The 26,398-nt window shown below is 64.6% G+C and carries 21 protein-coding genes; 6 read left to right on the top strand and 15 right to left on the bottom strand.

Annotated features, from left to right (window positions below; genetic code table 11):
- The first annotated feature begins 5 nt into the window (after window positions 1-5).
- Entirely contained in the window at window positions 6-782 is a 777-nt protein-coding gene (locus Q9316_RS07005) for an ABC transporter substrate-binding protein (RefSeq protein WP_306034501.1), read from the top strand.
- Between the two features lie 42 nt (window positions 783-824).
- On the opposite strand, the gene Q9316_RS07000 is transcribed toward Q9316_RS07005, so the two are convergent.
- A complete protein-coding gene (locus Q9316_RS07000) occupies window positions 825-1,028 on the bottom strand; it encodes a hypothetical protein (RefSeq protein ID WP_306034500.1) in 204 nt (67 codons plus the stop codon).
- Between the two features lie 145 nt (window positions 1,029-1,173).
- On the opposite strand from Q9316_RS07000, the gene Q9316_RS06995 reads away from it, so the two are divergent.
- Together Q9316_RS06995 and Q9316_RS06990 are read left to right on the top strand one after the other, a co-directional pair.
- Complete coding sequence (locus Q9316_RS06995; RefSeq protein ID WP_306034499.1) at window positions 1,174-2,130, top strand: LysR family transcriptional regulator; 957 nt, start codon at window positions 1,174-1,176, stop codon at window positions 2,128-2,130.
- A gap of 79 nt (window positions 2,131-2,209) precedes the next feature.
- Window positions 2,210-3,334, top strand: coding sequence for an NAD(P)/FAD-dependent oxidoreductase (locus Q9316_RS06990; RefSeq protein WP_306034498.1), 1,125 nt, complete (start codon window positions 2,210-2,212; stop codon window positions 3,332-3,334).
- A 50-nt stretch (window positions 3,335-3,384) separates the two neighbouring features.
- Here Q9316_RS06990 and secD read toward each other — a convergent pair whose 3' ends face one another.
- The 4 genes from secD to Q9316_RS06970 all read right to left on the bottom strand — a co-directional run bounded on the left by secD (window position 3,385) and on the right by Q9316_RS06970 (window position 11,332).
- Window positions 3,385-5,919, bottom strand: coding sequence for a protein translocase subunit SecD (gene secD, locus Q9316_RS06985; protein ID WP_306034497.1), 2,535 nt, complete (start codon window positions 5,917-5,919; stop codon window positions 3,385-3,387).
- A 107-nt stretch (window positions 5,920-6,026) separates the two neighbouring features.
- The gene (locus tag Q9316_RS06980) at window positions 6,027-6,449 is read right to left on the bottom strand and encodes a hypothetical protein (RefSeq protein WP_306034496.1); all 423 of its coding nucleotides are present in this window, start codon (window positions 6,447-6,449) and stop codon (window positions 6,027-6,029) included.
- A gap of 140 nt (window positions 6,450-6,589) precedes the next feature.
- A complete protein-coding gene (locus Q9316_RS06975; RefSeq protein ID WP_306034495.1) occupies window positions 6,590-10,060 on the bottom strand; it encodes an AAA family ATPase in 3,471 nt (1,156 codons plus the stop codon).
- Between the two features lie 3 nt (window positions 10,061-10,063).
- The gene (locus tag Q9316_RS06970) at window positions 10,064-11,332 is read right to left on the bottom strand and encodes a metallophosphoesterase family protein (protein WP_306034494.1); all 1,269 of its coding nucleotides are present in this window, start codon (window positions 11,330-11,332) and stop codon (window positions 10,064-10,066) included.
- 304 nt (window positions 11,333-11,636) lie between these two features.
- Here Q9316_RS06970 and Q9316_RS06965 point away from each other — a divergent pair, with 304 nt between their 5' ends.
- Window positions 11,637-12,056, top strand: coding sequence for a MarR family winged helix-turn-helix transcriptional regulator (locus Q9316_RS06965; RefSeq protein ID WP_306034493.1), 420 nt, complete (start codon window positions 11,637-11,639; stop codon window positions 12,054-12,056).
- Window positions 12,057-12,138: 82 nt separating this feature from the next.
- Here the strand turns inward: Q9316_RS06965 and Q9316_RS06960 are convergent, their stop codons facing one another.
- The 5 genes from Q9316_RS06960 to clpP form a co-directional block, all read right to left on the bottom strand.
- Complete coding sequence (locus Q9316_RS06960) at window positions 12,139-14,331, bottom strand: esterase-like activity of phytase family protein (RefSeq protein ID WP_306034492.1); 2,193 nt, start codon at window positions 14,329-14,331, stop codon at window positions 12,139-12,141.
- 266 nt (window positions 14,332-14,597) lie between these two features.
- A complete protein-coding gene (hupB, locus tag Q9316_RS06955; RefSeq protein WP_023516583.1) occupies window positions 14,598-14,873 on the bottom strand; it encodes a DNA-binding protein HupB in 276 nt (91 codons plus the stop codon).
- 205 nt (window positions 14,874-15,078) lie between these two features.
- Window positions 15,079-17,502 carry an endopeptidase La gene (gene lon, locus Q9316_RS06950; protein ID WP_306034491.1) on the bottom strand — a complete coding sequence of 808 codons (2,424 nt, stop codon included), beginning with the start codon at window positions 17,500-17,502 and terminating at the stop codon, window positions 15,079-15,081.
- 417 nt (window positions 17,503-17,919) lie between these two features.
- Window positions 17,920-19,197, bottom strand: a complete 1,278-nt coding sequence (clpX, locus tag Q9316_RS06945) for an ATP-dependent Clp protease ATP-binding subunit ClpX (protein WP_306034490.1) — start codon at window positions 19,195-19,197, stop codon at window positions 17,920-17,922.
- 288 nt (window positions 19,198-19,485) lie between these two features.
- The gene (gene clpP, locus Q9316_RS06940) at window positions 19,486-20,118 is read right to left on the bottom strand and encodes an ATP-dependent Clp endopeptidase proteolytic subunit ClpP (protein WP_306034489.1); all 633 of its coding nucleotides are present in this window, start codon (window positions 20,116-20,118) and stop codon (window positions 19,486-19,488) included.
- 273 nt (window positions 20,119-20,391) lie between these two features.
- Here clpP and ggt point away from each other — a divergent pair, with 273 nt between their 5' ends.
- Window positions 20,392-22,146 (top strand): gamma-glutamyltransferase, encoded by a 1,755-nt coding sequence (gene ggt, locus Q9316_RS06935; protein WP_306034488.1) that lies wholly within the window; start codon window positions 20,392-20,394, stop codon window positions 22,144-22,146.
- A 2-nt stretch (window positions 22,147-22,148) separates the two neighbouring features.
- Here the strand turns inward: ggt and Q9316_RS06930 are convergent, their stop codons facing one another.
- A complete protein-coding gene (locus Q9316_RS06930; RefSeq protein WP_306034487.1) occupies window positions 22,149-22,535 on the bottom strand; it encodes a type II toxin-antitoxin system VapC family toxin in 387 nt (128 codons plus the stop codon).
- A complete protein-coding gene (locus Q9316_RS06925; protein ID WP_306034486.1) occupies window positions 22,532-22,780 on the bottom strand; it encodes a type II toxin-antitoxin system Phd/YefM family antitoxin in 249 nt (82 codons plus the stop codon). The genes Q9316_RS06930 and Q9316_RS06925 overlap by 4 nt, the downstream gene beginning before the upstream one ends.
- Window positions 22,781-22,878: 98 nt before the next feature.
- Between Q9316_RS06925 and Q9316_RS06920 the strand changes: the two genes are divergently transcribed.
- Entirely contained in the window at window positions 22,879-24,129 is a 1,251-nt protein-coding gene (locus Q9316_RS06920) for a cytochrome P450 (RefSeq protein ID WP_306034485.1), read from the top strand.
- Here the strand turns inward: Q9316_RS06920 and Q9316_RS06915 are convergent, their stop codons facing one another.
- The 3 genes from Q9316_RS06915 to Q9316_RS06905 all read right to left on the bottom strand — a co-directional run bounded on the left by Q9316_RS06915 (window position 24,130) and on the right by Q9316_RS06905 (window position 26,355).
- Window positions 24,130-24,474, bottom strand: coding sequence for a cupin domain-containing protein (locus tag Q9316_RS06915; RefSeq protein WP_306034484.1), 345 nt, complete (start codon window positions 24,472-24,474; stop codon window positions 24,130-24,132).
- A gap of 52 nt (window positions 24,475-24,526) precedes the next feature.
- Window positions 24,527-25,810: an O-acetylhomoserine aminocarboxypropyltransferase gene (locus Q9316_RS06910; protein ID WP_306034483.1), complete on the bottom strand. Its 1,284-nt coding sequence runs from the start codon at window positions 25,808-25,810 to the stop codon at window positions 24,527-24,529.
- 116 nt (window positions 25,811-25,926) lie between these two features.
- The gene (locus Q9316_RS06905; RefSeq protein ID WP_306034482.1) at window positions 25,927-26,355 is read right to left on the bottom strand and encodes a CoA-binding protein; all 429 of its coding nucleotides are present in this window, start codon (window positions 26,353-26,355) and stop codon (window positions 25,927-25,929) included.
- Between the last annotated feature and the right edge of the window lie 43 nt (window positions 26,356-26,398).

Below are 26,398 nucleotides of genomic sequence, written 5' to 3'. Positions count from 1 at the left end.
CGACCATGAAGAAAACACTGCTCGCATTGGCTCTCGCAGGCTCCACCCTCCTTTCCGCTCAGGCTTCCGCGGAGACGCTGAAGATCGGCACGGAGGGCGCCTACCCGCCCTTCAACTTCCAGGATTCCGCCGGCAAGCTCGGCGGCTTCGACGTCGAGATCGGACTTGCGCTTTGCGAGAAGATGAAGGTCGAATGCGAAGTGGTCGCGCAGGATTGGGATGGCATCATTCCCGGCCTCGTCGCCAAGAAATACGACATGATCATCGCCTCGATGTTCATCACCGAAGAGCGCAAGAAGCAGGTCAACTTCACCGACCCCTACTATCTCGCCGCCATGACCCATGCCGCGCCGAAGGGCGCCGGCATCACCGACTTCACCAATGAAGGCATGAAGGGCAAGACGATCGGCGCCCAGTCCGGCACCACGCAGGCGGACTATGCCGCAGCCGTCTATCCGGATGCCGAGATCAAGCTCTACCCCACGCAGGACGAAGTGAACCTCGACATCGCGAATGGCCGCCTCGACCTTCAGGTCGGCGACATGATCCCGTTGCTCGACTGGGTGACCAAGAACGACGACGGCAAGGCCTGCTGCGAATTGATCGGCGAGCCGATCACCGACAAGAAGTTCGTCGGCGAAGGCGTCGGCATCGCGGTTCGCCAGGAAGACAACGACCTGCGCGAGAAGCTGAATGCGGCCCTCAAGGCCATCCGCGAGGACGGCACCTACCAGAAGATCAACGACAAGTACTTCTCCATCGACATCTACACGATGAAGTAAGGTATCAGGGGGCGGCTCCGGCCGCCTCCTTCCCCGTTCCGGTCAAGGCTCGGGCCGGACAGCGACCAGGCGGTAGACCCGCGAAAGCCCGATTTCCTCCTCGCCTTCCTCCGTCAGGCTGACGACGAACGGATACGGGTCCATTGCCCGTCTCGGGCGGAACTCCATGCGCGCCTTCACGCCTGAAGCCAGCGGCTCGTCGACATAGGATCCCGCGAGCCCGCTGGTGCTAAACCGTTCCCACATAACGCATTTCCCCTTCATTTCGGGAGGCGCAATGCGCCCGGGGCAAATTTGGTTCCGAAAAAAACACGCCCGCCCGATCACATTGTTGGCGGTCGCCGGGCCGCCGGCCCTTGCCTTTCCTGCCGCCGCCGTCCTAGCTACACGCATGCCGATCAACCGCCTCGAACGCTTCGCCCACAATCTCGACTGGAACCTCCTGCGCACCTTCGTCGTCGTGGTCGAGGAAGGCTCGATCACGCGGGCGGCCAACCGGCTGCTGCTGCAGCAACCGGCCGTCAGCATGGCGCTGAAGCGGCTGGAACAGTCGGTCGGCCATCGGCTGATCGACCGCAGCCCGGGCCGCTTCGAGTTGACGGAAGCCGGCGAGCGCCTGCATGCGCTCTGCCATGACATCTTCACTGCCATCGTGCGCCTGCCGGAGGCGATGGAACCCTCCGGCGAAGACATTTCCGGCCACATCACCATCCACGCCGTCAGCCATGCGATGAACCCCGCCTGGGACCGGGCGATCGCCGATTTCTTCCGCCTGCATCCGCGCGTCACCGTGGGCGTCACGGTCGAGACGACGACCGACGTCATCCGCTCCGTGGAGCGGGGCGTGGCGACGCTCGGGCTCTCGGACGGCATCATCCCCGATGGGCTGGAGAAGGTGCCGTTCTGCTACGAACGCTATGCGCTCTATTGCGGACGCGGGCACCGGCTGTTCGGCGCCCTCGATGCGCGGCTGGAGGATCTGCGCGGCGAGCCCTATGTCAGCTTCCTCGCCGACGTGCTCGGCGGGCCGCATATGGGACCGGTGACGGCGGTGCGCGCGGTGGGCTCCTTCGGCCAGCAGGTGCGCGCACTCGCCTTCAATGTGGAGGAAGTGCTGCGGCTGGTGGTCGCCAATGCGGGCATCGGCATGCTGCCCGCGCACCTGACCGGCGCGGCGCTGACAGCGGGCGAGCTCTGGCAGCTTCCGCCCTATGACGATCTGCCGGTGACGGAGACGTTCCGCATCACCAATCCCGGCTCGGCGCTCAACCCCGCCGAACGGGCCTTCCTCGCCCATATGAACGATGTGCCGCCGTGGCGCTGGGGCGAGCCGCATCAATCCGGCTGATATCCGCCTTCACCTCTATAAATTTGAAGAATGCCGGGGGCTTGCGTAGGCCTATTCTATCGAGATCGAGGGAGCGGCCATGCAGACTTACGACATCGCAATCATCGGCGGCGGCATTGCCGGCCTTTCGCTCGCCTATTTCCTGAGCCCACATCGCTCCGTCGTCGTGCTGGAACGGGAGAACGCACTCGGCTACCACAGCACCGGCCGCTCGGCGGCAGAATTCACCCTGCGCGACAACGCTCCGCTGGTGAATGCGCTTGCCCGCGCCAGCCATGCTTTCCTGACGACACCGCCCGAAGGTTTTGCCGACGTGCCGCTCCTCATTGCGCGCGGCAGCGTGCTCTTCGGCACGCACGGCAAGGAGACGCTGGTGCGGCAACGTTTCGAGGAGGCCAGGGCACTCGGCGCCGGCGTCGAGTGGCTCGAGGAAGCCGCCCTCGTTGCCCGCGCGCCGATCCTCGATCCCGCCTATGTTGCGGCAGCCTATTTCGATCCTGATTACTGGGACATTGAGGTCGATGCCCTGCTGCAGGCCTATGCCCGCCATGCCCGGCGGCATGGCGCGCAGATCCTCGAAAACCGCCAGTTCGCCAGCGCGCGGCGCGTCGCGGAAACGTGGCTGATCGAGACCAGCGAGGAGACCATCGCCGCAGGCGTGCTGGTGAACGCGGCTGGCGGCTGGGCGGATACGGTCGCGGAGCTTGCCGGCGTCCGGCCGAGGAACATCGTGCCGCACCGGCGCACGGCCATCACCGTCGACCTGCCGGAGGGCATCGACGCCAGCCGCCTGCCGGAGATCAACGAGATCGAGGAAGAGTTCTACTTCAAGCCGGAGGGTGGCCGCCTCCTCGCCTCGCCCGCCGATGCCACGCCCTGCGAGCCTGCGGACGTGCAGCCGGAAGAACTCGATATCGCCTATGCCGCCCACTATATCGAGGAGGCGACGACGCTGAGCGTGCGCCGCGTCTTCAAGAGCTGGGCCGGCATGCGCAGCTTCTCCCCGGATCGCCTTCCCGTCGTCGGCTTCGCCAGGGAAGAACCGGGCTTCTTCTGGCTCGCCGGCCAGGGTGGCTACGGCATCCTCACCTCGCCCGCCCTCGGCAGTCATGCCGCGGCCCTCCTCACCGGCAGCGCGGTGCCGGAACCGCTTGCCCGCGAGGGCATCGGGGCGGAGACCTTCAGCCCCTCCCGCTTTCCCTGAAACGAAACGGGCGCCTCAAGGGCGCCCGTTCTGGTTTCAAGCTTCCGGTTTCAAGCTTCCGGGGCCGGCGTGCCGGTCGTGACCGCCCGCGCGGTATCGCGATCCTTCCACCAGCGGCTGAGGAAGAGCAGGATCGGACCGCCGATATAGATCGACGAGGTCGTGGCGACGATGACGCCGAACAGCATCGGCCAGGCGAAGGGTTTCACCGTATCGCCGCCCCAGATCGCCATCGGCAGCAGCGAGACCGCCACGGCGACCGAGGTGAAGATGCATCGCATGACCACCTGGTTGATCGACAGGTCGATGAGATCGGAGAACGGCATCGACTTGTACTTGCGCAGGTTCTCCCGCATGCGGTCGTACACCACCACCTTGTCGTTGACCGAATAGCCGATCAGCGTCAGAACGGCGGCGATGGCCGTCAGGTTGAAGTCGATCTGCATCAGCGAGAAGAAGCCGATCATCTTGGTGATATCCAGGATCAGCGTCGCGATGGCGCCCACGGCGAAGTGCCATTCGAAGCGCCACCAGATGTAGATCAGGATCGCCAGCATGCCGAGGCCGACGGCAAGGAAGCCGGAGCGGGCAAGCTCGGTGCTGACCGTCGGGCCGACCACTTCCGTACGTTCGAAATTGGCGTCCGGGATCACTTCGGCAACGCCGTCGCGGATCTTCTGGAGCGCTGCGGTCTGCGCCTCTTCGCCGCCCGGCTGGCGCTGGACGCGAACGAGGACGGACGTGCCTTGGCCGAATTCCTGCAGCGCCACTTCGCCAAGCTCGAGGCCTTCCATCTTCGCGCGCAGTGGAGCGAGGTCGATCGGCGTCTTGGACGTCGCCTCCACCTGGATGCCGCCGACGAAGTCGATGCCGTAGTTGAGGCCGGGCGTGAAGAAGAGGATGATCGAGCTGGTCGAGATGAACGCCGACATGGCGATGGCGATGTAGCGTCCGCGCATGAAGGAGAAGCTCGGAATGCTCCAGACCTGCCCGAAGAGGGAGTGGATCTCGATCTTCTTCATCTTGCGGCGGGAGACGACCTCGCGCATCAGGAAGCGCACGAAGGTGATCGAGGTGAACATCGAGATCGCAAGGCCGATGATCATGGTGATCGCGAAGCCGCGCACCGGACCCGAGCCGAACATGAAGAGCAGGATCATGCCGACCATGGTCGTCATGTTGCCGTCGACGATGGTGGCATAGGCCTTGTTGAAACCGACATCGAGCGCTTTCATCGCACCCGCGCCCGCCGCCGTTTCTTCACGGATACGGGCGTTGATGAGGATGTTGGCGTCCACCGCCATGCCGATGCCGAGAATGATGCCGGCGATGCCGGGCAGCGTCAGCGTGGAGCCCAGGATGCCGAGCAGGCCGATGGTCAGCACCGTGTGCAGCACGAGGCCGAGATTGGCGATGAGGCCCCAGGAGCCGTAAAGCACCTGCATCAGTACGACGACGGCGAGAAGGCCGGCAAAGCCGGTATAGAGGCCCATGCGGATGGAGTCCGAGCCGAGGTTCGGGCCGACGGTACGCTCTTCGATGATGGTGAGCGGTGCCGGCAGGGCGCCGGAGCGCAGCAGCGCCGACAGAACGGTCGCTTCCTGCGGGTTGAAGTTGCCGGAGATCTGGCCCTGGCCGCCGATGATCGGCTCGCGGATGACCGGCGCCGTCAGCACCTTGCCGTCGAGGACGATGGCGAAGGGCTTGCCGACATTGGCCTGCGTGATTTCCGCGAACTGGCGCGCACCGGTGGAATCGAAGCTGAACGAGACGATCGGCTCGTTCGTGCGCTGGTCGAAGCCGGCCTTCGCGTCGGCCAGGCGGTCGCCGGAAATGGCGACGCGCTCTTCCACGGCATATTTGCCGGGATCGTTGGCGCCGGGCAGGATCATCACGCCGCGCGGGGCGACGCTGTTCGGGTCCACGGTCTGGTCGACCATGTGGAAGCTCATCTGCGCAGTCGAGCCGAGAAGCTGGCGCAGGCGCGTCGGATCCTGCAGGCCCGGAAGCTGGACGAGGATGCGGTCGCCGCCGACGCGCTGGATGAGCGGTTCGGCAACGCCGACCTGGTCGACGCGGCGGCGGATGATCTCAAGGCTCTGCTCGACGGCGGCCGACATGCGCTCGTTGATGCCGGCTTCCGTCAGCGTAACGTTGATGACGAGGCCGCTGGTGGCGACGTCGATATCGGAGGAGCCGGTGCCGAAGCCGAGCGTGGAGGTCGGCGTCGCGAGCTTGCGCACTTCCGGCAGCACCTTGTCGAGCGCCGCCTGGTCCGGCAGCGTCACGGTCAGCGTCGTGCCGGCGAGGCGGGCGGCCGAAGCGCGCTCGCCGGCCGTGCGCAGGATGGCACGCGTATCGTTGAGCAGCGCATCCATGCGCGCCTTGCGCAGCGCCGCGGAATCGACCTCGAGCACGAGGTGCGAGCCGCCCTTCAGGTCGAGGCCGAGGGTCACGGGATTGGCGGGCAGGAAACGCCCGTATTTCGCCTGCTGTTCAGGCGTCAGCACGTTGGGCACGGCCGCGAGCACCCCGAAGAGGATGATGACGGCGGAGACAAACAATGCCCATTTGGAGGTTTTCATGGGGTGTTCCACTTCAACTGCCGGATAGCGCGCCACGATGGATCGGCGCCGTCCGCTGGGATCGAAATTTCAATCGAATGGCGCGGCGTCAGCGACGCCACAAGGCCTTACGCGGCAAGAGCCGGAGGCGCGCGGCTGCGGAACGCGGCATGGCCGGAAGGCATCGGCGTCGCGTCATCGGCAGCGGTAAAGACCTCGGACGAGGCGGTATCAAAGGGATAGAGCAGCGCACCGGCGCCCGGAACGAACGCCTTGCCGCCGGCATCGCCTTCCGGCAAGCCGGTCTTCGCCTTGGCGACCCGCCGTTCGGCATGGCCGCTCGCCGGGAACCAGAGGTCGTCGCCAGCAATGGAAAGCGGCGACGGCGCGACGCCGCCTTCGGCTGCCGCGCGTTGCGGCGGGCCGGCATTGCCGGCGTTTTCCGGCAGGGAAAACTGCGAGAGGAACAGCGTGAAGAGCAGCACGAGGAAGCCGACGGGTGCAAAACCCCGCTCCCACATGGTCGCCTCTTTCCCGGTCCTCATCGTCATGCCTGTCCGTTTCGCAAAGGCGGAGCGCCGCGCGAAGCAGGCTTCGCAGCGGTGCCGATGGTGCGCCAAGAACCATTTACCACAGGGCAAGTCAAGTTCCGGACATTAACGCTTTCTTGAGAGTGCAAACGTTTCAGCCCTCACAATTCATGGATCGTCACGTCCGGGCAGGCCTGCCGCGCGAGATCGCGCAGGTGCTGGTGGTGCGTGAGGTAGATCACCTGCCCGCCACACGCCATGTCGCCCATGACGCGCAACGCGTTCAGCGCGCGCGCGTCGTCGAAGGTCTCCATGATGTCGTCGGCGATGAAGGGCACGATCTCGCGGCTGGCGGCGATCTCGTGATACCCTGCGACGCGCAGCGCAAGATAGAGTTGGAAGCGCGTGCCCTTGGAGAGGTCCCTGACGAGCTTCGAGCCGCCTGCGCCCGCGTTGACGACGAGGAACTCGCTGTCCTTTTCCAGCATCGTCGAAAGGCCTGCATATTCGCCGCCGGTGATATCGCGGAACGTCTTCGAGGCACGCTCCATCATCGCGCTGCGATGGCGCTCGCGATAGAGCCGCAGGGCCTGCTCGGCCGCCATGATGCCGGCGCGCGTTGAAAGATAGCGCCGCGACCGTTCCGCAAGCTCGATCAGCGCCGTGCGCCGCCGTTCTTCCAGCGCGGCCGCCTCGTCGCTGCCGGCGATCCTGGCAAGCGCCTCTTCCGCCCGTGCCCGCGCCGCATGCAATTCCTCCACCTCGCGGTCGAACTCGTCCAGCCGGGCGGAAAGGTCGCCCTTTTCCCGGGCAAGCTGGTCCTCGTCGACCGCCGCAAGCAGCGCCTCGGCCTCCTCGGCGGTTTCCGCCCGCATCTGCTGCGCAAGATCGCGCGCCGCATCTTCGACCCGGCCAAGGACGTCGTCGCGCTTGCGGTAGGCTTCGAGCAGCATCCCCGCTTCCGCGAGCGTGTCGCAGCCGAGAAAGGCGAAGATTTCCGACAGTCGCGATGTCAGGACGGAGCGGCGCTCTTCCAGCGCCCCCCCCTCCTCATCGAGCCGCAGCAACGCCTTGTCGATGGCCTCGCGCCTTTCGCGGATGGTCCCGGCTGCCGCAAGACGGCGGACGAGACCGGCCACGGTCGACAGCGGTTCGTCCGCATCAAACGGTTCGGACAGCCGCTCGGCAAGCCGGCGCGCTTGGGCGGCGTAGTCCTGCTGGTCGCGGCGCATGGCGGCGATGCGGTGATCCAGCTCGTTTCGCCGCTCGACATTCTGGCCGAGCGCCTGCAAGGCCGGCAGCAGCGCGGCGAGGCGCTCGGGCTCGGCGGGGGCCCCGTCCGTCGCCAGCCATGTGCCGGCAATCGCGCCTCTCCATGCCTCCTGCCATGCCGCGAGCGCAGAGACCGCCTCTTCCGCGGTCTTGCGGCGAGTTTTGACATCGGCCTGCGCGCGCGCCAGACGCTCCGTGGCGGCAAGCCGCGCGATTCGTGCGGCCTTCAAGGCCTCCAGCCGGTCCTCCGCCAGGAACAGTGCCTCGTCGATAGCCGTGTCCCTGGCGAGCGCGGCCGGAAGATGGGCGGACAGCCGGGAGAGAACATCTCCCGCTTCCTTCTCGACCAGATCGGCCTCCAGCGTCCGGCGCGCAAGTTCACTGAATTTCTCCAGCGCCACAGCCCGCCTTTCGAGCCAGGCGGTCGTCTCTGCCAGCGGCGTCGTTTCTGGCAGGTCGAGGCGGCGAGCGAACGCGGCTACGTCCGCCGCGATCTCCGCCCTTGCCTGCTCCAGGCGTGTCGTTTCATTCCGCAGCGTTTCGAGCCGCGCCCTGCCCTCGGCCGTGGTGCGTTCGAGGACGCGTAGTTCCGAGAGACGGTCGGCATTGCGCAGGCGCGCGTCCATGGCGCGGTCGTCCGCCTGCATGGCATCTTCGAATTGTGCGGCGGTATCCCGGTCAAGACGGCCCAGATGGGCCTGCCAGGCCGCTTCGCGCGCCGCTCTCAATCGGCCGGCCTCTTCCTCTCCCGCTGCACCTGTTGCCTTGCGGAGCGCATCGAGCGTCGCCTTGGCGGTAGCCACTTCCAAGGCAAGCGCGGCAACCTGCTCGCGCTGGCGCCGCAACGTTTCGGTCGCCGCGTCGAACCGGTCGTGCAGGCCCTCGATTTCCGCCGATGCCGGGACATGCATGCCTTCGAGTGCCGCCGCCGTGCCTGTCCAGGGGGCAAGGCGGGCCAGCGCATCGTCCGCTTCCTGCCGCGCGACAGCGACGTGGCGACGAGCATCACGCAAGCGCGCGGGAAGATCGGCGGCGCGGGCCGCGCGCAGGATCGCGCCGAGCGTGGTCTGCAACGCCTCTTCTTCTCCTGACTCGTCCGTAGCGAGAGCATTGGCTCCGCCGCCTGCCGCCTCCAGCGCCTTTTCCGCCTCGGCCTGCTCGCGAAGCGCGGCCTCCGAGCGCTCGGCCAGCGCAACCCGGCGCGACAGGAGGGCGGTCAATTTCTCGGCAAGTCCCGGCGCAAGCAGGACTTTTGCCGGATCGGCCTCCGGCGAAAGGCCGAGCGCGGCGAGGCCCGTTCCGATCGTCACGGCCAGCCGGCTCCGATCCGCCTCGCGGTGCGAAAGGTCCATCGCCGCCGTGCGGAAGCGCGCTTCGAGCGCCGAGCCGGAGAGCGCCGCGATATCCGCCTGCGCGCCCAGCACGGCGTCGTCCTCCGGCAGCCCCTCGCGCTCTTCCTCCTGCCGCTCGCGCTCCGTGACGACCCGCGCGGTGCGGGCGGCAATCTCCGCCTCCTCGCGGGCAAGGTCACCGAGAAGGGAGCGCCAGCCGGCCGGCGGCGACGCTCCGAGGTCGAAGGCGCCGAGTTCCGTCCGCAGCGCCCGCATGCGGCGAAGATAGGGCAGCGCGGAAAGGCTGCGCTCCACCTGCGCCAGCACGGCGCGCGCTTCGCTCCGGGCGGCCGTCACCTCGGCATGCCGGGAGGCCGCGGCGTCGCGTTCGCGCACCAGCACGCCATAGTCGCGGGCGGCAACGTCCAGAGTCTTGCGTTCAGTGGCCAGCGCCTCGATCTCCGCCTTGAGCACGGACAGGCCATGCTTGCGGCCGGAGGGCCGGTAGAATTCGTCGGCTTCCGCCTTCAGCGCAGCAAGGCCGGTGGCCATGTCGGAAAGGCCGGAACTTGCCGAAAAAAGCATGGCGCCGAGTTCGCCCTCGCTCTTCAGGATATCCTCGCCACCCTTCTCGATGCTCTCGTCGTCGAGCGAGAACATGGTGCGGTAGACGCCGCGATCCATGCTGCCGAGCACCGGGGCGAAGAGCGCGTCGGGCAACGGCCGGTCGTCGGCCGCGACGAGCGAGGTCTGGTTGCGCTTGAGGCGATAGGCCTCGTGGCGCTCCGTGCCGACGGTCAGCCGCCCGCCCACGCGCATCAGCGAATAGGGATGGAGGAAGCCGTAGGCGCTCGATTTCTCGATGCCGAAGAGAAGATCGAGATAGGCGGAGAAGAGCGTCGACTTGCCGGCCTCGTTGGGGCCGTGCACGAGGTGGAAATCCGGCTTGCCGGGCTTAGGCACGCCGAAGTCGAGGCTGCGGTCGGTGAACTTGCCGTAACGGACGAGATCGAGGCGATCGAGGCGCATGCGCTATGCCCTCTCGCTCTCGCCGCCGAGGCGGGCAAGCACGGCGTCGGAGCCCTGCAGCGCAAGATCGGACAGCAACGCCTCCTCCGCCGCCTCATCCGGCGCCAGCAGGCTGCGCGCCTCCTTTGGAAGCTGGCGCAGAAGATCGGCCAACGTCTCGCGCAGTTCCGCGCGATAGGCATGGCTCCCGACCACATCCTCCCGCATCAGGCGTGAAAGCTCGGTGACCGGGCCGGCATCGGAGCCTGCCATCGCCGCCGGCACCGAAACGGCAAGTTCCACCGCTTCGATCCAGCATTCGCCGAGCGAGGCGGCAAGGTTCTGGATTTCCGCAAGCAGCAGGTCCTCGTCGCGGCGCAGGCGCCAGGCGAGCGACGTCGCGCCTGTGAGCATGAGGCGGGCGACGAGATGGGCACCGCCGGCCGCCGCCCTCGCCTCGCCCAGCACCGTTTCGGCGCGGTCGAGCATGGCGGACCAGTCGTCGATATCAGAGAGATCGACGGAAAGCCGCTCGAACACCGCGAGCGCGACGAGGCGTTCCTCGCAGGCGATCGTGCCGTCCTCGGCAATGGTGGCGAGCGTCACGCCCTTCGGCCCGCCCTCGTTGATGTCGCGGCCCTGCGGATTGCCGGGCATGACGATCCAGGGCTTTTCGAGATGCACGCGGCGCTGGTGGATATGGCCGAGCGCCCAATAATCGAAACCGTGCGCCGTCAGGTCCGGTATGCCGACAGGCGCATAGGGATCGTGGCGGCTCGCGCCGGCGAGACTGGTGTGCATGAGGCCGATATTGAGGGCATCCGCCACCGGCGCGCGATAGGTCGGCAGCAGTGAGGCGGGGGCATGGGGATTGGCGAAGCTGACGCCGTGGACATGCACCTCGCGGCCGTTGGCGAGCGCCCCTGCCCTTACCGGTTTGCCGCGGCCGTCGAAGACGTGCACGTTCGGCGGGAAGGTCAGCTCCCGGGTGATCTGCGACTGCGCATCATGGTTGCCGCGGATGAGGAACACGCGGATGCCGGCCGCCTCCAGCCGGCGCATCTGGCCCATCAGGAAGAGCGCCGTCGCCATGGAGGTCTGCGACCCGTCATAGAGGTCGCCGGCGATGATGACCGCATCCACCGCCTCCGAAATTGCGAGATCGACGATGCGCTCCAGCGCCTTGCGCGTCGCCCCGCGCACGAGGTCGCCTAGGTCAGCATTGCGCAATGCGAGCGAGGTGAGCGGCGAATCGAGATGGAGGTCGGCCGTATGAAGGAAGCGGAAAGGCATGCCGGACAATCGCCTCCGCCTTCCGCGGGGTCAATGCTTGCAGCAACGCTCGGCAGGTTATGCAGGAAAGAAATCGTTTCCCCCCGAAAAAGCCGGAGAAGAGGTAAGAAAACCGACCTGTTGCCTGACCGTTCGCATTTACAGGCATCGTTCAATATCTATGATCAAATTCTCCGAAAAACTTCGTGATCATTTGACATGGTCCCTCATAATACCTATATTCCACCTCATGACTAGCACGATAGAAATCTCCCAAGGCATGTTCAAACTCTACCATCAGGTGAGTCGCCTGGTGAATGAGTGCATGATGGACGAAGGCGTATCGCTCGCCCGCAGCAAGTTCCTGCTTTTGCTGGAATGCCAGGGCCCGCAGCGCTCCACGGACATCGCCTGCGCTCTTGGTTTCGCACCCCGTACGGTGACGGAAGCGATCGATGGTCTTGAGCGTGACAAGCTGGTCAAGCGCGAGCCCGATCCGAAGGACCGACGCGCCAAGATCGTCTCGATAACGGATATGGGCCGGACCGTCATCTCGGCCGCCCAGCAGCCGCAGCACAAGACGATCGAAGCCATATTCGCGGTTCTGACCGAAGACCAGAAGCAGCATATGAAGGAAATCATCCGCTGTCTCAGCGAGAAGACCGAGGAGCTGCAACGGGAACGAGACAAGAGCGAGGGCATTGCCGACGCGGCACCCGTTCGCTCCCTCCACGCCGTCGGCTGAGCCGGGCGGCATCGAAAACCGAAAAGGCCGGGATCGCAGGATCCCGGCCTTTTTTGTTTGTCGCCTTTCGGGTGGTCCCGGCTTACATCGCGTTGATCGGGCCGATGCCGAAGAACAGCGTCTCGCCGGAGGAGTCGTCCACCCCGTCATTGTCCGTCACGACGAAGCCGTTGCCGGCGGCGTCGATGGCAAAGCCCTCGACCTTGTCGACGACGTAGCCGTTTCCGGCCTTCAGGTCGGGAATGAGGTCGCGGACCTCTTGCTTCTTCACGACCGGCAGCTCGGTGCCGAGCTTGGCCGGCTTCAGGTCGGCGAGCGCGACGCGGTAAAGCTTCTTCAGCTTGGCCGCCTGGCCGATCAGGTTGTCGCGCTCGATGATATAGGCATAGTCGCCGTTCACCGTGATCTCGGAGAGGCCGACCCAGCCGCTTTCCGTCTTTTCGAGCGGATAGCGCACCGCGCCCCATTCCTTGGACGACGGCTTGTAGGAGACGAGCTTCACGAAGCCCTTCTCGTCGTCGCCCCATTCGCGCTGCATGGCCATCCAGAGCACCATGTCGTCGCCTTCGCCGACGCTGGTGATGCCCTCGAAGCCGAAACGCTTCTCGCCGGCGCGCAGCTCGGCGGGGATGGCGATTTCCTTCTCGATCTCGCCCTTCTCGTTCACGTGGATGATGGCATGGGCGTAGAGCTTGTCGGCATCGCCCTCGTTGGCAAGCCAGAAGCCGCCCTCGCCGTCCGGCGTCAGGCCTTCGCTGTCGAGCTTCTGAGCGGCGGCGCCGTTGCGCGTGATGCGCAGCGCATCGACGATCTTCGCCGGCTTCTGCGTGGCGTCGATCGTGAAGATCGTCGGCTGCGAGGCGTAGAAGGAGTCGTTCACGGCATGGAGCATGCCCGGCTTGTCCTTGATAGGCGCAAGGCCGGACAGCGCGCCGAAGCCGATCAGTTCGCCGTCTTTCTCGGTGGAGACGATCTGCGGATACGTCGCCTCGCCTTCCGCGCGCTCGTAGATCATGACGTGCGAGCGTGCGCCGCCGTCCTCGACGAGGTCGCTTTCGTTGGCGGTCACGAAGAGGTTGCGGGCCGGAATGGCGACCGCGCCTTCCGGGCCGACGCCCGAGGGCAGAAGCTGGAGAAGTTCGGGCTCCGTGCCGGTGTCCTTGTAGACGCCGACGATGGAAGCGCGCTCGGCCAGCACGAAGAACAGGTTGTCGTCGCCGAATTTGGCGGCTTCCAGGCCTTCCGGCTCCACGCCCTTCTTGTTGCGCTTGTCCGGGTAGTGGCCGATCTTCGCGATTTCACGCTCGAAGCCGGCGCCGTTCTCGTGGAGAACCTTGCCTTCCTTGTCGAAGATGGTGAAGCCGCGGGCGCCGCCCTTCCAGTCGCCCTCGTTGGCGACGACGAGGCGGTTGTCGTCGAGCCACTTCACGGCGTCCGGCTCGCGGGCGACGTCCTTGACCTCGCCGGTGAACTTCAGCGCACCGTCTTTCTTGGTATCGACGCCCTCGAGGCTGACGGTGCCGGCGGAGAAGTGGCTCTTCACGGCGCCGGTCTTGCCGTCGACGATGACGATATGGTTGTTTTCCTGCAGCGTGAGGGCGATTTCGTCGAGGCCGTTGAAGGCAACGAATTCCGGCTCCGGGTCCTCGCCGGCAACCGCGGCAAGGCCGGTGAGCGTCACGCGCTTCAACGAGCCGCAATCGACGACGCCGTCCTTGAGCGACAGCAGGACGAGATCGCCGGCCGGCATCTGCGGGATGGCGCCGTCATTGACCTCTTCATCGCGCTCGTTCTCGATGGCGATCGCGGCGATCGTCTTGTCCTTGTTGAGGGCGATGGAATCCGGCTGGCCGCCGATATCGCAGGTCGCGTCGATAGCCTTCGAGGCGAGGTCGACCTGGGTGAGAACGCCCGACGGCTTCACGAAGCTCTCGCGGGTGTTGACCGCGACGAGCGCCTTGCCGGCCGCTATAGCGACGGAGGTCGGCTCGCCGTCGAAGGAGACGGAGCCGCCGGCCTTCGGGGCCTTCGCGTCGGTGATGTCGATGAAGCCGATCGCCTTGTTCGGGCTGTCGGAATAGACGAGCGTATTGCCGTCCTCGGAGGCGGCGATGATTTCGGACGAGGTCGGCATCGCCTTATCCACGCCCTCGGGCAGGTTGTCGGCTACGGCGAAGGATGAAATGCGATTGAATACGGGCTCGGCGCTGGCGGCGGGGGCCACCGATGCGGCGAGGACCGCCGCGAGCGCGGCGGTGAGCGAACGGGTCTTCATGAAAACCTCCGGAATCCGGTCAATAGGAACCGGGCGGTTCTGCGGCTTTCGTGTTACAGGCCGATGACAATGGCGTGTCATCCCGTCCCTTGCCCCGCAAATAAAAAGGGGTCCGGAAAACCGGACCCCTGCCCTGAACTTCAGGATTTGCGGCGGAGTGGATAACCGCTCTGCCCGCAGCGCCGCGCGCCACGGATGACGCACAGGAAGCGCTGCAGAACTTCAAGGCTGCCGCATGGTCTGAAGGATCATGCAGCCGCATCGGATCAGCCGTTGACGGCGTCCTTCAGGCCCTTGCCGGCCGAGAACTTCGGCACGTTGCGAGCCGGGATCTCGATCTCGGCGCCGGTCGAAAGGTTACGACCCTTCGAGGCTTCGCGGCGCGATACGGAGAAATTGCCGAAACCGACGAGACGAACGTCACCGCCGTTCTTGAGTTCGCCCTGGATCGTCTCGAAAACGGCGTCGACAGCAGATGCTGCGTCCGTCTTGGAGAGGCCGGACTTCTCAGCCACTGCGGATACGAGTTCATTCTTGTTCATGTTTCCACCCCTTTCTTACGGTTTGAAACGACTCTTACAAGTCGGGGGCAGAATACGCATCGCCCTTCTCCCCGCAAGAAAATTTCGTCGGAATCCCCTGAGAATCCGGGGTTTACACACTCTTTTCAACGAAAAAGACCGGCCCAGGGGCCGGTCCTTTGCTGTTTGACTTGAAAAAGCCGGGCGTAGCGCCCCGCGATAACGCTCAATGCGCGATTGCAGCGGCGCCGTCTTCAGCCGATTCGACCGCCGGAACCTTGGCCGCTTCGGCCGTACCGTCCCACTCGATCGGCTCGGGCGTGCGCAGCAGCGCATGGCTGATCACCTCGCCCATACGGGATACCGGAATGATCTCCATGCTGTTCTTCACATTGTCCGGAATGTCCGCCAGATCCTTGGCGTTCTCTTCCGGGATCAGCACCTTCTTGATGCCGCCGCGAAGCGCTGCAAGCAGCTTTTCCTTGAGGCCGCCGATCGGCAGTACCCGGCCGCGCAGCGTCACCTCGCCCGTCATCGCGATATCCTTCGAGACCGGAATGCCGGTCATGATGGAGACGATGGCGGTCGCCATGGCGATACCGGCCGACGGGCCATCCTTCGGCGTCGCGCCTTCCGGTACGTGCACGTGGATGTCTGTCTTGTCGAAGCGCGGGGGCTCGATGCCGAAATCGACGGCGCGCGAGCGGACATAGGAGGCCGCCGCCGAAATCGATTCCTTCATCACGTCCTTCAGGTTGCCGGTGACCGTCATGCGGCCCTTGCCACCCGGCAGGCTGACGCCTTCGATGGTGAGCAGTTCGCCGCCGACTTCCGTCCAGGCAAGGCCCGTGACGACGCCGACCTGGTCCTCGCGCTCGGCTTCGCCGTGGCGGAAGCGCGGAACGCCGAGGAAGTCGTGGATGTTCTCCGCGGTGACCTCGACCTTCTTCGACTTGCCCTTGATGATCTCGGTCACCGCCTTGCGGGCGAGCTTCATCAGTTCACGCTCGAAGTTTCTGACGCCCGCCTCGCGGGTGTACTGCTGGATGACCGCCATCAGAGCGCCGTCGGTGACCGAGAATTCCTTCGGCTGCAGCGCGTGGTCGCGGATCGCCTTGGGCAGCAGGTGCCTCTTGGCGATTTCCAGCTTTTCCTCTTCCGTGTAGCCGGCGATGCGGATCACTTCCATGCGGTCCATCAGGGGCGCGGGAATGTTCAGCGTGTTCGCCGTCGTCACGAACATGACGTTGGACAGGTCGTATTCGACTTCCAGGTAGTGGTCCATGAAGGTCGAGTTCTGTTCCGGATCCAGCACCTCCAGCAGGGCCGAGGACGGGTCGCCGCGGAAATCCATGCCCATCTTGTCGATCTCGTCGAGCAGGAAGAGCGGATTGGACTTCTTGGCCTTCTTCATCGACTGGATGACCTTGCCGGGCATCGAGCCGATATAGGTGCGGCGGTGACCGCGGATCTCGGCCTCGTCCCGCACGCCGCCGAGCGCCATGCGGATATATTCGCGGCCGGTCGCCTTGGCGATCGACTTGGCGAGCGAGGTCTTGCCGACGCCCGGAGGGCCGACGAGGCACAGGATCGGGCCTTTGATCTTGGTCGAGCGGGCCTGCACGGCGAGATATTCGACGATGCGCTCCTTGACCTTGTCGAGGCCGAAATGATCCTCGTCGAGGACCTTTTCCGCAGCGTTGAGGTCGGTCTTGATCTTCGACTTCTTGCCCCACGGAATGCCCGTCAGCCAGTCGAGATAGTTGCGCACGACGGTGGCTTCCGCCGACATCGGGCTCATCTGGCGCAGCTTCTTCAGTTCGGCATCCGCCTTCTCGCGGGCCTCCTTGGAGAGCTTGACCTTGGCGATCTTCTCTTCGAGTTCGGCCATCTCGTCGCGGCCGTCCTCGCCGTCGCCAAGTTCCTTCTGGATCGCCTTCATCTGTTCGTTGAGGTAGTACTCGCGCTGGGTCTTCTCCATCTGGCGCTTGACGCGCGAGCGGATGCGCTTTTCGACCTGCAGGACGGAAATCTCGCCTTCCATGAAGCCGAGCGCCTTTTCGAGGCGCAGCTTGACGCTAGTCGTCTCGAGCATTTCCTGCTTCTCGACGATCTTGATGGAGAGGTGCGAGGCGACCGTGTCGGCGAGCTTCGAGTAGTCCTCGATCTGGCTCGCAGCGCCGACGACCTCGGGCGAAATCTTCTTGTTGAGCTTGACGTAGTTCTCGAACTCGGAGACCACCGAGCGCGACAGCGCCTCGATCTCGACCGGGTCCTCTTCCGGCTCGGCCAGCACATGGGCCATCGCCTCGTAGAATTCCTCACGCTCCGTATAGCCGTCGATCTCGGCGCGCGCGCGGCCTTCGACCAGCACCTTGACGGTGCCGTCGGGCAGCTTCAGCAACTGGAGAACGTTGGCGACGGTGCCGATGCGATAGATGGCGTCGGTTTCCGGATCGTCGTCGGAAGCGTTGATCTGGGTGGCAAGCATGATCTGCTTGTCGGTGCCCATCACCTCTTCCAGCGCGCGGATCGACTTCTCGCGACCGACGAACAGCGGCACGATCATGTGCGGGAACACCACGATGTCGCGCAGGGGCAGGACCGGGAAGGCCGTGGAGTCGTGCGGCGCAGACGTCTTCTTCGTCATGTCATTTCCTTTCAAACGTCCCGTTTCCGGGAACCGGTCCAATCGGTGCTTGGGGACACCGGGCCGGCGATCTTTTCCATCCACAAGTGGCGTTCAGTTAACGCTTTTTCAAGCCCGACGACGGAGTGCCCCACCCCGTGCCGGACCAGACGAACCAACGGAAGGAAGTCTAGTCTTCCGCGCTGTCGCGGAACTTGCGGCCTTCCCCCGGCAATGCCGCCGGAGCTTACGCGAAACAGAATCGAAGTCTGCCATATTCGCCCGCCGCGTGCCGTTTCGCAACGGCTCATATAGAGGCGGATCGTCCCGCATCATGCTCCGTCCGGCCCGAGGCGGCCAGTCCCGAAATGTCACGAGTTGACCTGAAACGAAAAGACCCGCCAGCGGCGGGTCCTTCCTGAACCGGTTTGCAAGAGATCAAGCCGAAACGTTGGCCTTCTCGTCGGTGCGTTCCGAGTAGATGTAGAGCGGACGCGACGCGCCCTTCACCACTTCGTCGGAGATGACCACTTCGCGTACGCCTTCCAGCGTGGGAAGCTCGAACATCGTATCGAGCAGGATTTTCTCCATGATCGAGCGAAGGCCGCGTGCGCCGGTCTTGCGGATGATCGCCTTCTTGGCGATTTCGCGCAGTGCGTCCTCGTGGAAGGTCAGTTCGACATCTTCCATCTCGAACAGGCGCTGGTACTGCTTGATCAGCGCGTTCTTCGGCTCGGACAGGATCTGGATCAGCGCATCCTCGTCGAGATCCTCGAGCGTCGCCAGGACCGGCAGACGACCGATGAATTCCGGGATGAGGCCGAACTTGACCAGGTCTTCCGGCTCCAGTTCGCGCAGGACTTCGCCGACGCGGCGATCTTCCGGCGAGCGAACCTGGGCGCCGAAGCCGATCGAGGTCTTCTCGCCGCGGGCGGAGATGATCTTGTCGAGGCCGGCGAAGGCGCCGCCGCAGATGAACAGGATGTTCGTCGTGTCGACCTGCAGGAATTCCTGCTGCGGATGCTTGCGGCCACCTTGCGGGGGAACCGAGGCGACCGTGCCTTCCATGATCTTCAGAAGCGCCTGCTGCACGCCCTCGCCCGACACGTCGCGGGTGATGGACGGGTTGTCGGACTTGCGCGAGATCTTGTCGACTTCGTCGATATAGACGATGCCGCGCTGCGCGCGCTCGACATTGTAGTCGGCCGCCTGCAGCAGCTTAAGGATGATGTTCTCCACGTCCTCGCCGACGTAACCGGCTTCGGTCAGCGTCGTGGCGTCGGCCATGGTGAAGGGCACGTCGATGATGCGGGCGAGCGTCTGGGCGAGATAGGTCTTGCCGCAGCCGGTCGGGCCGACCAGCATGATGTTCGACTTCGCCAGTTCCACGTCCGAGCCTTTGGCGGCATGCGCCAGGCGCTTGTAGTGGTTGTGCACCGCCACCGACAGGATACGCTTGGCCTGCTGCTGGCCGATGACATATTCGTCGAGGACCTTGATGATATCCTGGGGCGTGGGAACGCCGTCGCGGGATTTCACCATCGAGGTCTTGTTCTCCTCGCGGATGATGTCCATGCACAGTTCGACGCATTCATCGCAGATGAATACCGTCGGTCCAGCAATCAGCTTGCGGACCTCGTGCTGGCTCTTGCCGCAGAAGGAGCAGTAAAGGGTATTCTTGGAGTCGCCGCCGTTGCTGCCGCTGACCTTGCTCATATCACTTTCCTTCCAGCACGCCGTTCATCTCCCGGAAGATGGCCGGACCACTCAAACCGCCTTCGGGGAGCCGCTCGCGCAGCCCTTCGAAGGCTCCAGGGGTACTGACCGGACAGGCTCAAGCCCAAACCGGTGGCAACGAATCCCCCACCGAAATACCGAATGCTAGGCCGTTACAAATCAACATAGCATTAACGGCCAATATTAACGGCTTTATGGTGCGGATAAAGCCCCGTGACCATTACAAATGTGTCACAATATGCCTCAGCCGCACACAAAGCCTTGAATTCACGCGGCGTCGGTGCCCTCGATCGCCTCGCGGCTCGTGATGACGCGGTCGACAAGACCCCAGTCCTTCGCCTCGTCCGCACTCATGAAATGGTCGCGGTCCAGCGTCTGTTCCACTTCCTCGTAGGTGCGGCCGCAGTGCTTGACATAGACCTCGTTCAGCTTGCGCTTCATCTTGAGGATGTCCTTGGCATGGCGCTCGATATCGGACGCCTGGCCGGAGAAGCCGCCGGAGGGCTGGTGCACCATGATGCGCGCGTTCGGCGTCGCAAAGCGCATGTCTTTGTGGCCGGCGGCGAGCAGCAGCGAGCCCATCGATGCGGCCTGGCCAATGCAGAGCGTCGACACGGCCGGCTTGATGAACTGCATCGTGTCGTAGATCGCCATGCCCGACGTCACGACGCCGCCCGGCGAATTGATGTAGAGCGCGATCTCCTTCTTCGGGTTTTCCGCCTCGAGGAAGAGAAGCTGCGCGCAGACGAGCGTGGCGATGTGATCTTCCACCGGACCCGTCAGGAAGATGATGCGTTCCTTGAGGAGACGCGAATAAATGTCGTAGGAACGCTCGCCGCGGTTGGTCTGCTCGACGACCATCGGCACCAGAGCCATGGCGGTATCTACGGGATTTCTCATGTCAATCCTTCATCTCAAGTGCCCTGAGACCCATCGCCAAGCATTGGGAATCAGCAAGTTTCGTCCTCCCTACATAGAGTGTCAGGGTAGCGGACTTCAAGACGGCCAAGCGTTTTGCGGCGCTCTATGCCAGAATGCGGTTAATCGGCGCGAGGCGGAAACGGGATTTCCACAACCGAACGGCCGACAGGGTGAAGGAAGGATGAATCCGGCCATCCGCCTCGCCCCGCTCTTCCGGGCGCCCGCCGCCCCTCAAGCCGTATGGAGGCAGCCATGTCGACACGAACGATCGCAGCCCTCGGGCTCCTTCTTCTATCAGTCCCGGACGCACTTGCCCAGCAGGCGTCCGACACGGTCGCGCCCGAGCGCGCCACCGGCCTCGCCTCGGCGAAGGTGGTGACCGCGAAGGAGCATATGGTTGCGGCGGCCCATCCGCTTGCCGCGGAAGCGGGCGAACAGGTCCTTGCCGCCGGCGGCAGCGCGATCGACGCGATGGTGGCCGTGCAGACCGTGCTCGGCCTCGTCGAGCCGCAATCCTCAGGCCTCGGCGGCGGCGCCTTCCTCGTCTATTACGACGCGGGCGCCAAGCGCATCGTCACGCTCGACGGCCGCGAGACGGCGCCGATGGAGGCGACGCCGAAACTCTTCCTCGACGACAAGGGAGAGCCGATGCAGTTCTTCGATGCGGTCGTCGGGGGCCGTTCGGTCGGCACGCCCGGCACCGTCATGCTGATGCAGGAGGCGCACAACCGCTGGGGCCGGACGCCATGGAAGGATCTCTTCGCGCCGGCGGAAAAGCTCGCCCGCGACGGCTTTACCGTCTCACCACGCCTTGCCGGCCTGATCGCCGCGGAAGGTGACCGCTTGAAGGCCTTCGACGCAACGACCGCCTATTTCTTCGGCGCCGACGGCACGCCCCTTAAAGCCGGCACCGTGCTGAAGAACCCCGCCTATGCCGAAACGCTTTCGGCCATCGCCAAGGGCGGCGCGCCGGCCTTCTACGGCGGCGCGATCGCCGAGGCGATCGTCGATACGGTGCGCATGGCCGGCAAGAATGCCGGCGTGCTCTCGCTTGCCGACCTTGCCAACTACCAGGTGAAGGTGCGCCAGCCGGTCTGCGTCGAATATCGCGCGCTCGAGGTCTGCGGCATGGGGCCGCCCTCCTCGGGCGCGGTCGCCATCGGCCAGATGCTCGGCATGCTCGAGAATTTCGACCTCAGAGCGCTCGGCAAGGACAATCCGGAGAGCTGGCGGCTGATCGGCGATGCCCAGCGCCTCGCCTTCGCCGACCGCGAACGCTACCTCGCCGATACCGATTTCGTGCCCGCGCCGATCAAGGGGCTCCTCGCCAAGTCCTATCTCGGCGAAAGGGCCGGGCTGCTCGACGGCGACAAGGCGCTCGGCGAGGATGCCGCGACATCGGGCAAGCCGGAATGGGACCACGCCTCCAACTTCGGCCGGGACGCCGCGATCGAACTGCCCTCTACCAGCCATTTCGTCATCGTCGACAAGGAGGGCAATGTCGTCTCCATGACGACGACCATCGAGAACGGCTTCGGCTCGCGGCTGATGACCGGCGGTTTCCTGCTCAACAACGAAATCACCGACTTCTCCTTCAAGACCCACGACGAGGGCCTGCCCGTCGCCAATCGCGTGGAGCCGAGAAAGCGCCCGCGTTCCTCCATGTCGCCGACGATCGTGCTGAAGGACGGCAAGCCGCTGCTCGCCATCGGCTCGCCCGGCGGCAGCCAGATCATCGGCTATGTCGCGCAGGCGCTGGTCGCCTATATCGACTGGGAGATGGATGTCGGCGAGATCGTCGCCATGCCACACCTCATCAACCGCTTCGGCCCCTATGACCTCGAAGCCGGCACGGATGCCGAGAAGCTGGCCGAGCCGCTGAAAGCGCTCGGCTACGAGGTGAAGCTCTCGGAGATGAACTCCGGCCTGCATGCCATCGAGCTTTCCGCCGAAGGCCTCAGAGGCGCCGCCGATCCGCGTCGGGAGGGCGTTGCTGCCGGCAAATAGGGCTAAACGAGCCGCACCGGTCCGGGATAGGCCGCTAGACGCCGATCCGCGGTGAGCAGCAGGAGGCCTTCCGTACCCGCCTGGGCGATGAGCATGCGATCGAATGGATCGTTGTGAATGCCGGGCAGGTTCGCCACCGCGATCGCGTGCGCTGCATTGATCGGCAACTCTTCGTAACCGCTTTCCAGGAGGCCTCGACGCATCAGGGAGGCATCGGCAGAAAAATCGGAGCGGCTCAAGGTTTGTTTGATCGCAACCTCCCAGATGCTTGCGACGCTGAAGATCAACACGTTTTCCGGATCGCCCATCAGTTCGATTGCCTCGGCACTGAGGCGTTCGATCCCGTCAGCGGCCCAGATCAGGAGATGCGTGTCGATCAGAAGTCTCATTTCTCACCGTAAAACATCTTCTCGATCTCATCCTGGCCCATCGTATCGAAATCATCGGGCACCTTCAGGTGGCCGCGAAGAAAGCCGAAGCGGCTGGGAGCCGGCTTCACGACGGGCTCCTCCAACGGTACGACCCGGACCAGCGGCTTTCCCGCCTTGGCGATCACGAACGGCTCTCCGCCCGCAGCTTGTTCGACAAGGCGCGAGAGATGCGTCTTCGCTTCGTGAATGTTGACGATGCGCATTTCGCCTCCTATGGACTTAGTCCGATGAACTTAGTTCATTATCGCCCCATGAGCAAATTCTGGTTTTCCTCGACGCTGTAATTCGGTACCGATGGGCCATGACAACGACGCCATTCCCCTTCCTCGCTATCGATCCCACAAGCCGCCGCGTATCGCTCGATGGCCGCAATCCCGATTTCTACCGCGATCCCAATCCGGTCTATGCGGCGCTGCATGCGCACTGTCCCACCTTCTGGTGGGAGGAGCAGAAGCAGTGGTATTTCACCGGCTACGACCATGTGAACGGCCTTCTGCGCGACCGCCGCTTCGGGCGGCAGATCCTGCATGTGGCGACGCGCGAGGAACTCGGCCTGCCGGCGCCGCAAGACCATGTCCGGCATTTCGATGCGGCGGAAGCCTGGTCGCTGCTGGAGCTGGAACCGCCGGAGCACACGCGGCTGCGCACCCTCGTCAACCGCGCCTTCGTCTCGCGCACGATCGAGCGGCTGACGCCGGAGATCATTGCGCTCTGCCACCAAGCCATCGACCGGTTCGAGAAGGATGGGCACGTCGAGCTGCTGTCCGCCTTCGCCGACATCCTGCCGGTGACGATGATCGCCCGCATGATCGGCATTCCCGACGAAATGGGGCCGCAACTGCTGAAATGGTCGCATGCCTATGTGCGCATGTACATGTTCGGCCGCACGCGCGAGGACGAACTGGCCGCCGACAGGGCAGCCAGGGAATTCGCGGATTATGTGCGCGGCGTGATCGCCGAACGGCGGGCCGAGGCGCGCGACGACCTGCTCTCGCACATGGTGCACACGGAACACAAAGGCCAGCTTCTCACCGAGGACGAGCTGATCTCCACGACCATCGTGCTGCTCAATGCCGGCCATGAAGCCACCGTGCACCAGATCGGCAATGCCGTGCGCACCATCCTGGAAACCCGGGCCGATCCGGCCACGCTCTTTGCCGATGCGAAGACGACGGAGCGCACGGTGGAGGAGTGCCTGCGCATCTCCGCGCCCGTTCACATCTTCCAGCGCTATGCGCTCGAGGATGTCGAACTCGATGGCATCTCGTTCCGTCGCGGCGACAAGGTGGCGATGATCCTCGCCGCCGCCAATCTCGACCCGCGGAAGTTCTCCGACCCGCTGGCCTTCAGGCCGGATCGCGACGAGGGCGCTAACCTCTCCTTCGGCGCAGGCATCCATTTCTGCATCGGCGCGCCGCTGGCAAGGCTTGAACTCAACATCGCCCTGCCCATCCTCTTCCAGCGGCTGCCTGGATTGAAGATCGCCAAGGCCCCGGCGGTCAAGGACGTCTACCACTTCTACGGGCTGGAGGCCCTGGAACTGACCTGGTGATCACAGCCGGATGACGTAGTCCTTGCGAGTCGTTTCAACGACTTCCCAGCTTCCCTTGAAGCCGGGCCTGAGGATCAGCCGATCACCTGCCTTGAGGTCGAAAGTCTCGCCGTCGTCGGAGGTCAAGATCGAGTGGCCTTCGAGAATGTGGAAATATTCCCACTCGTCATACTGGATGCGCCACTTGCCGGGCGTCGATTGCCAGATGCCGGAATAGATGCCGCCCTCGGCCTCCTCGATGTTCCAACTCGTGAAGACCGGATCGCCTGATATCAGCCGGTCGGCCGCCGGCCGGCCCTCTTCCGGTTCGATTCCGGAGATGTCGAAGGTTTGCGCCTTGCTCATGCTCTTGTCCGTTCAATGAAGAGAAACGGGCGGCCGGGCCGCCCGAAGGATGTCAAGCCTTGGCCAGTGCCTGCTCGATATCTGCGATGATGTCGGCGACGTCCTCGATGCCGATCGACAGGCGCACGACATCGGGACCGGCACCGGCCGCCACCTGCTGCTCCTCGTTGAGCTGGCGGTGGGTGGTCGAGGCCGGGTGGATGACGAGCGAGCGCGTGTCGCCGATATTCGCAAGGTGCGAGAGCATTTCCAGCCCTTCGACGAAGCGCTTGCCGGCTTCATAGCCGCCCTTGAGGCCGAAGGTGAAGACGGCGCCCGCGCCCTTCGGCGAATAGCGCTGCTGGGTGGCGTGGTTCGGATCGTCCTCCAGGCCGGCATAGGTGACCCAGGAAATCTTGTCGTGTCCCTTCAGCCACTTGGCGACGACGAGCGCATTGTCGCAATGACGCTGCATGCGCAGCGGCAGGGTCTCGATACCGGTCAGGATCTGGAAGGCGTTGAACGGCGAGATGGCCGGGCCGAAATCGCGCAGGCCGAGAACGCGGCAGGCGATGGCGAAGGCGAAATTGCCGAAGGTCGCGTGCAGCACCACGCCGCCATATTCCGGCCGCGGCTCGGAAAGCGCCGGATACTTGCCGGAGGCCGTCCAGTCGAAGGTGCCGCCGTCGACGATGACGCCGCCCATGGAATTGCCGTGGCCGCCCATGAACTTGGTCAGCGAATGCACGACGATGTCGGCGCCGTGCTCCAGCGGGCGCACGAGATAGGGCGTCGCCATCGTGTTGTCGACGATGAGCGGCAGGCCATGGCGATGGGCGATCTCGGCAATGCCGGCAATGTCGACGAAGGTGCCGCCGGGGTTCGCCAGGCTCTCGATGAAGATCGCCCTGGTCCTGTCGTCGATCTGGCTCTCGAATGAGGAGAGATCACCCGTATCGGCCCAGCGCACCTGCCAGTCGAAGCTCTTGAAGGCATGGCCGAACTGGTTGATCGAGCCGCCATAGAGGCGACGCGCGGCGATGAAATTGTCGCCGGGGCGCATGATCGTGTGGAAGACGAGAAGCTGGGCGGAATGGCCGGACGCGACGGCGAGTGCCGCCGTGCCGCCTTCGAGCGCGGCGACGCGCTCTTCGAGCACGGCCTGCGTGGGGTTCATGATGCGGGTGTAGATATTGCCGAAAGCCTGCAGGCCGAACAGCGAGGCGGCGTGGTCCGTATCGTTGAAGACGAAGCTGGTGGTCTGGTAGATCGGCGTCGCGCGCGCGCCGGTCGTCGGGTCCGGCTGCGCGCCGGCGTGGACGGCGAGCGTGGCAAATCCGGGCTTGTTCTTCGTCATGAAATGGCCTCCCTGGCTGAATTTCCCGGGACTATTTCAGACAGATAGGGGCCGGTCAAAGAAAGATTTTCCACAAAGGCGCGGGTGCGACAAAGCGCTTTGCGCGTGCGAAAATCTCAGGCGACGAGGCGCGGATATTCGATGGCCGGGCAACGGTCCATCACCACCTTGACGCCGGCCGCCTCCGCCACGGCAGCGGCTTCGTCGTAGCGCACGGAGAGCTGGCCCCATATGACCTTCGGCAGCGGGGAAAGCGCCAGCACCTCCTCGACGACGGACGGCAGCGCATCGGCGGCGCGGAAGACGTCGACCATGTCGATCGGCTCGACGATGTCGGCAAGCCGGGCGACGACCGGTTGGCCGAGGATTTCCTTGCCGGTCTGGCCGGGATTGACCGGGATCACCCGATAGCCCTTGCGCAGCAGGAAGGCCATGACCCGGTAGCTCGGGCGCTCCGGGTTCGGAGAGGCGCCGACAAGCGCGATCAGCTTCGTCGAGCGAAGGATGTCGGCGATGTAGTAGTCCGGATAGGAATCGTGATTCATGGCGCTGTCCCGTTTCTGCGCGGAGAATTGGGGTAACGCAACG

Origin of the sequence: Shinella zoogloeoides, from assembly GCF_030733845.1 — a bacterium.
GTDB lineage: Bacteria > Pseudomonadota > Alphaproteobacteria > Rhizobiales > Rhizobiaceae > Shinella > Shinella zoogloeoides_C.
Note: the sequence above shows the minus strand (reverse complement) of the source record. Positions and strands in the feature narration are given on the sequence as shown.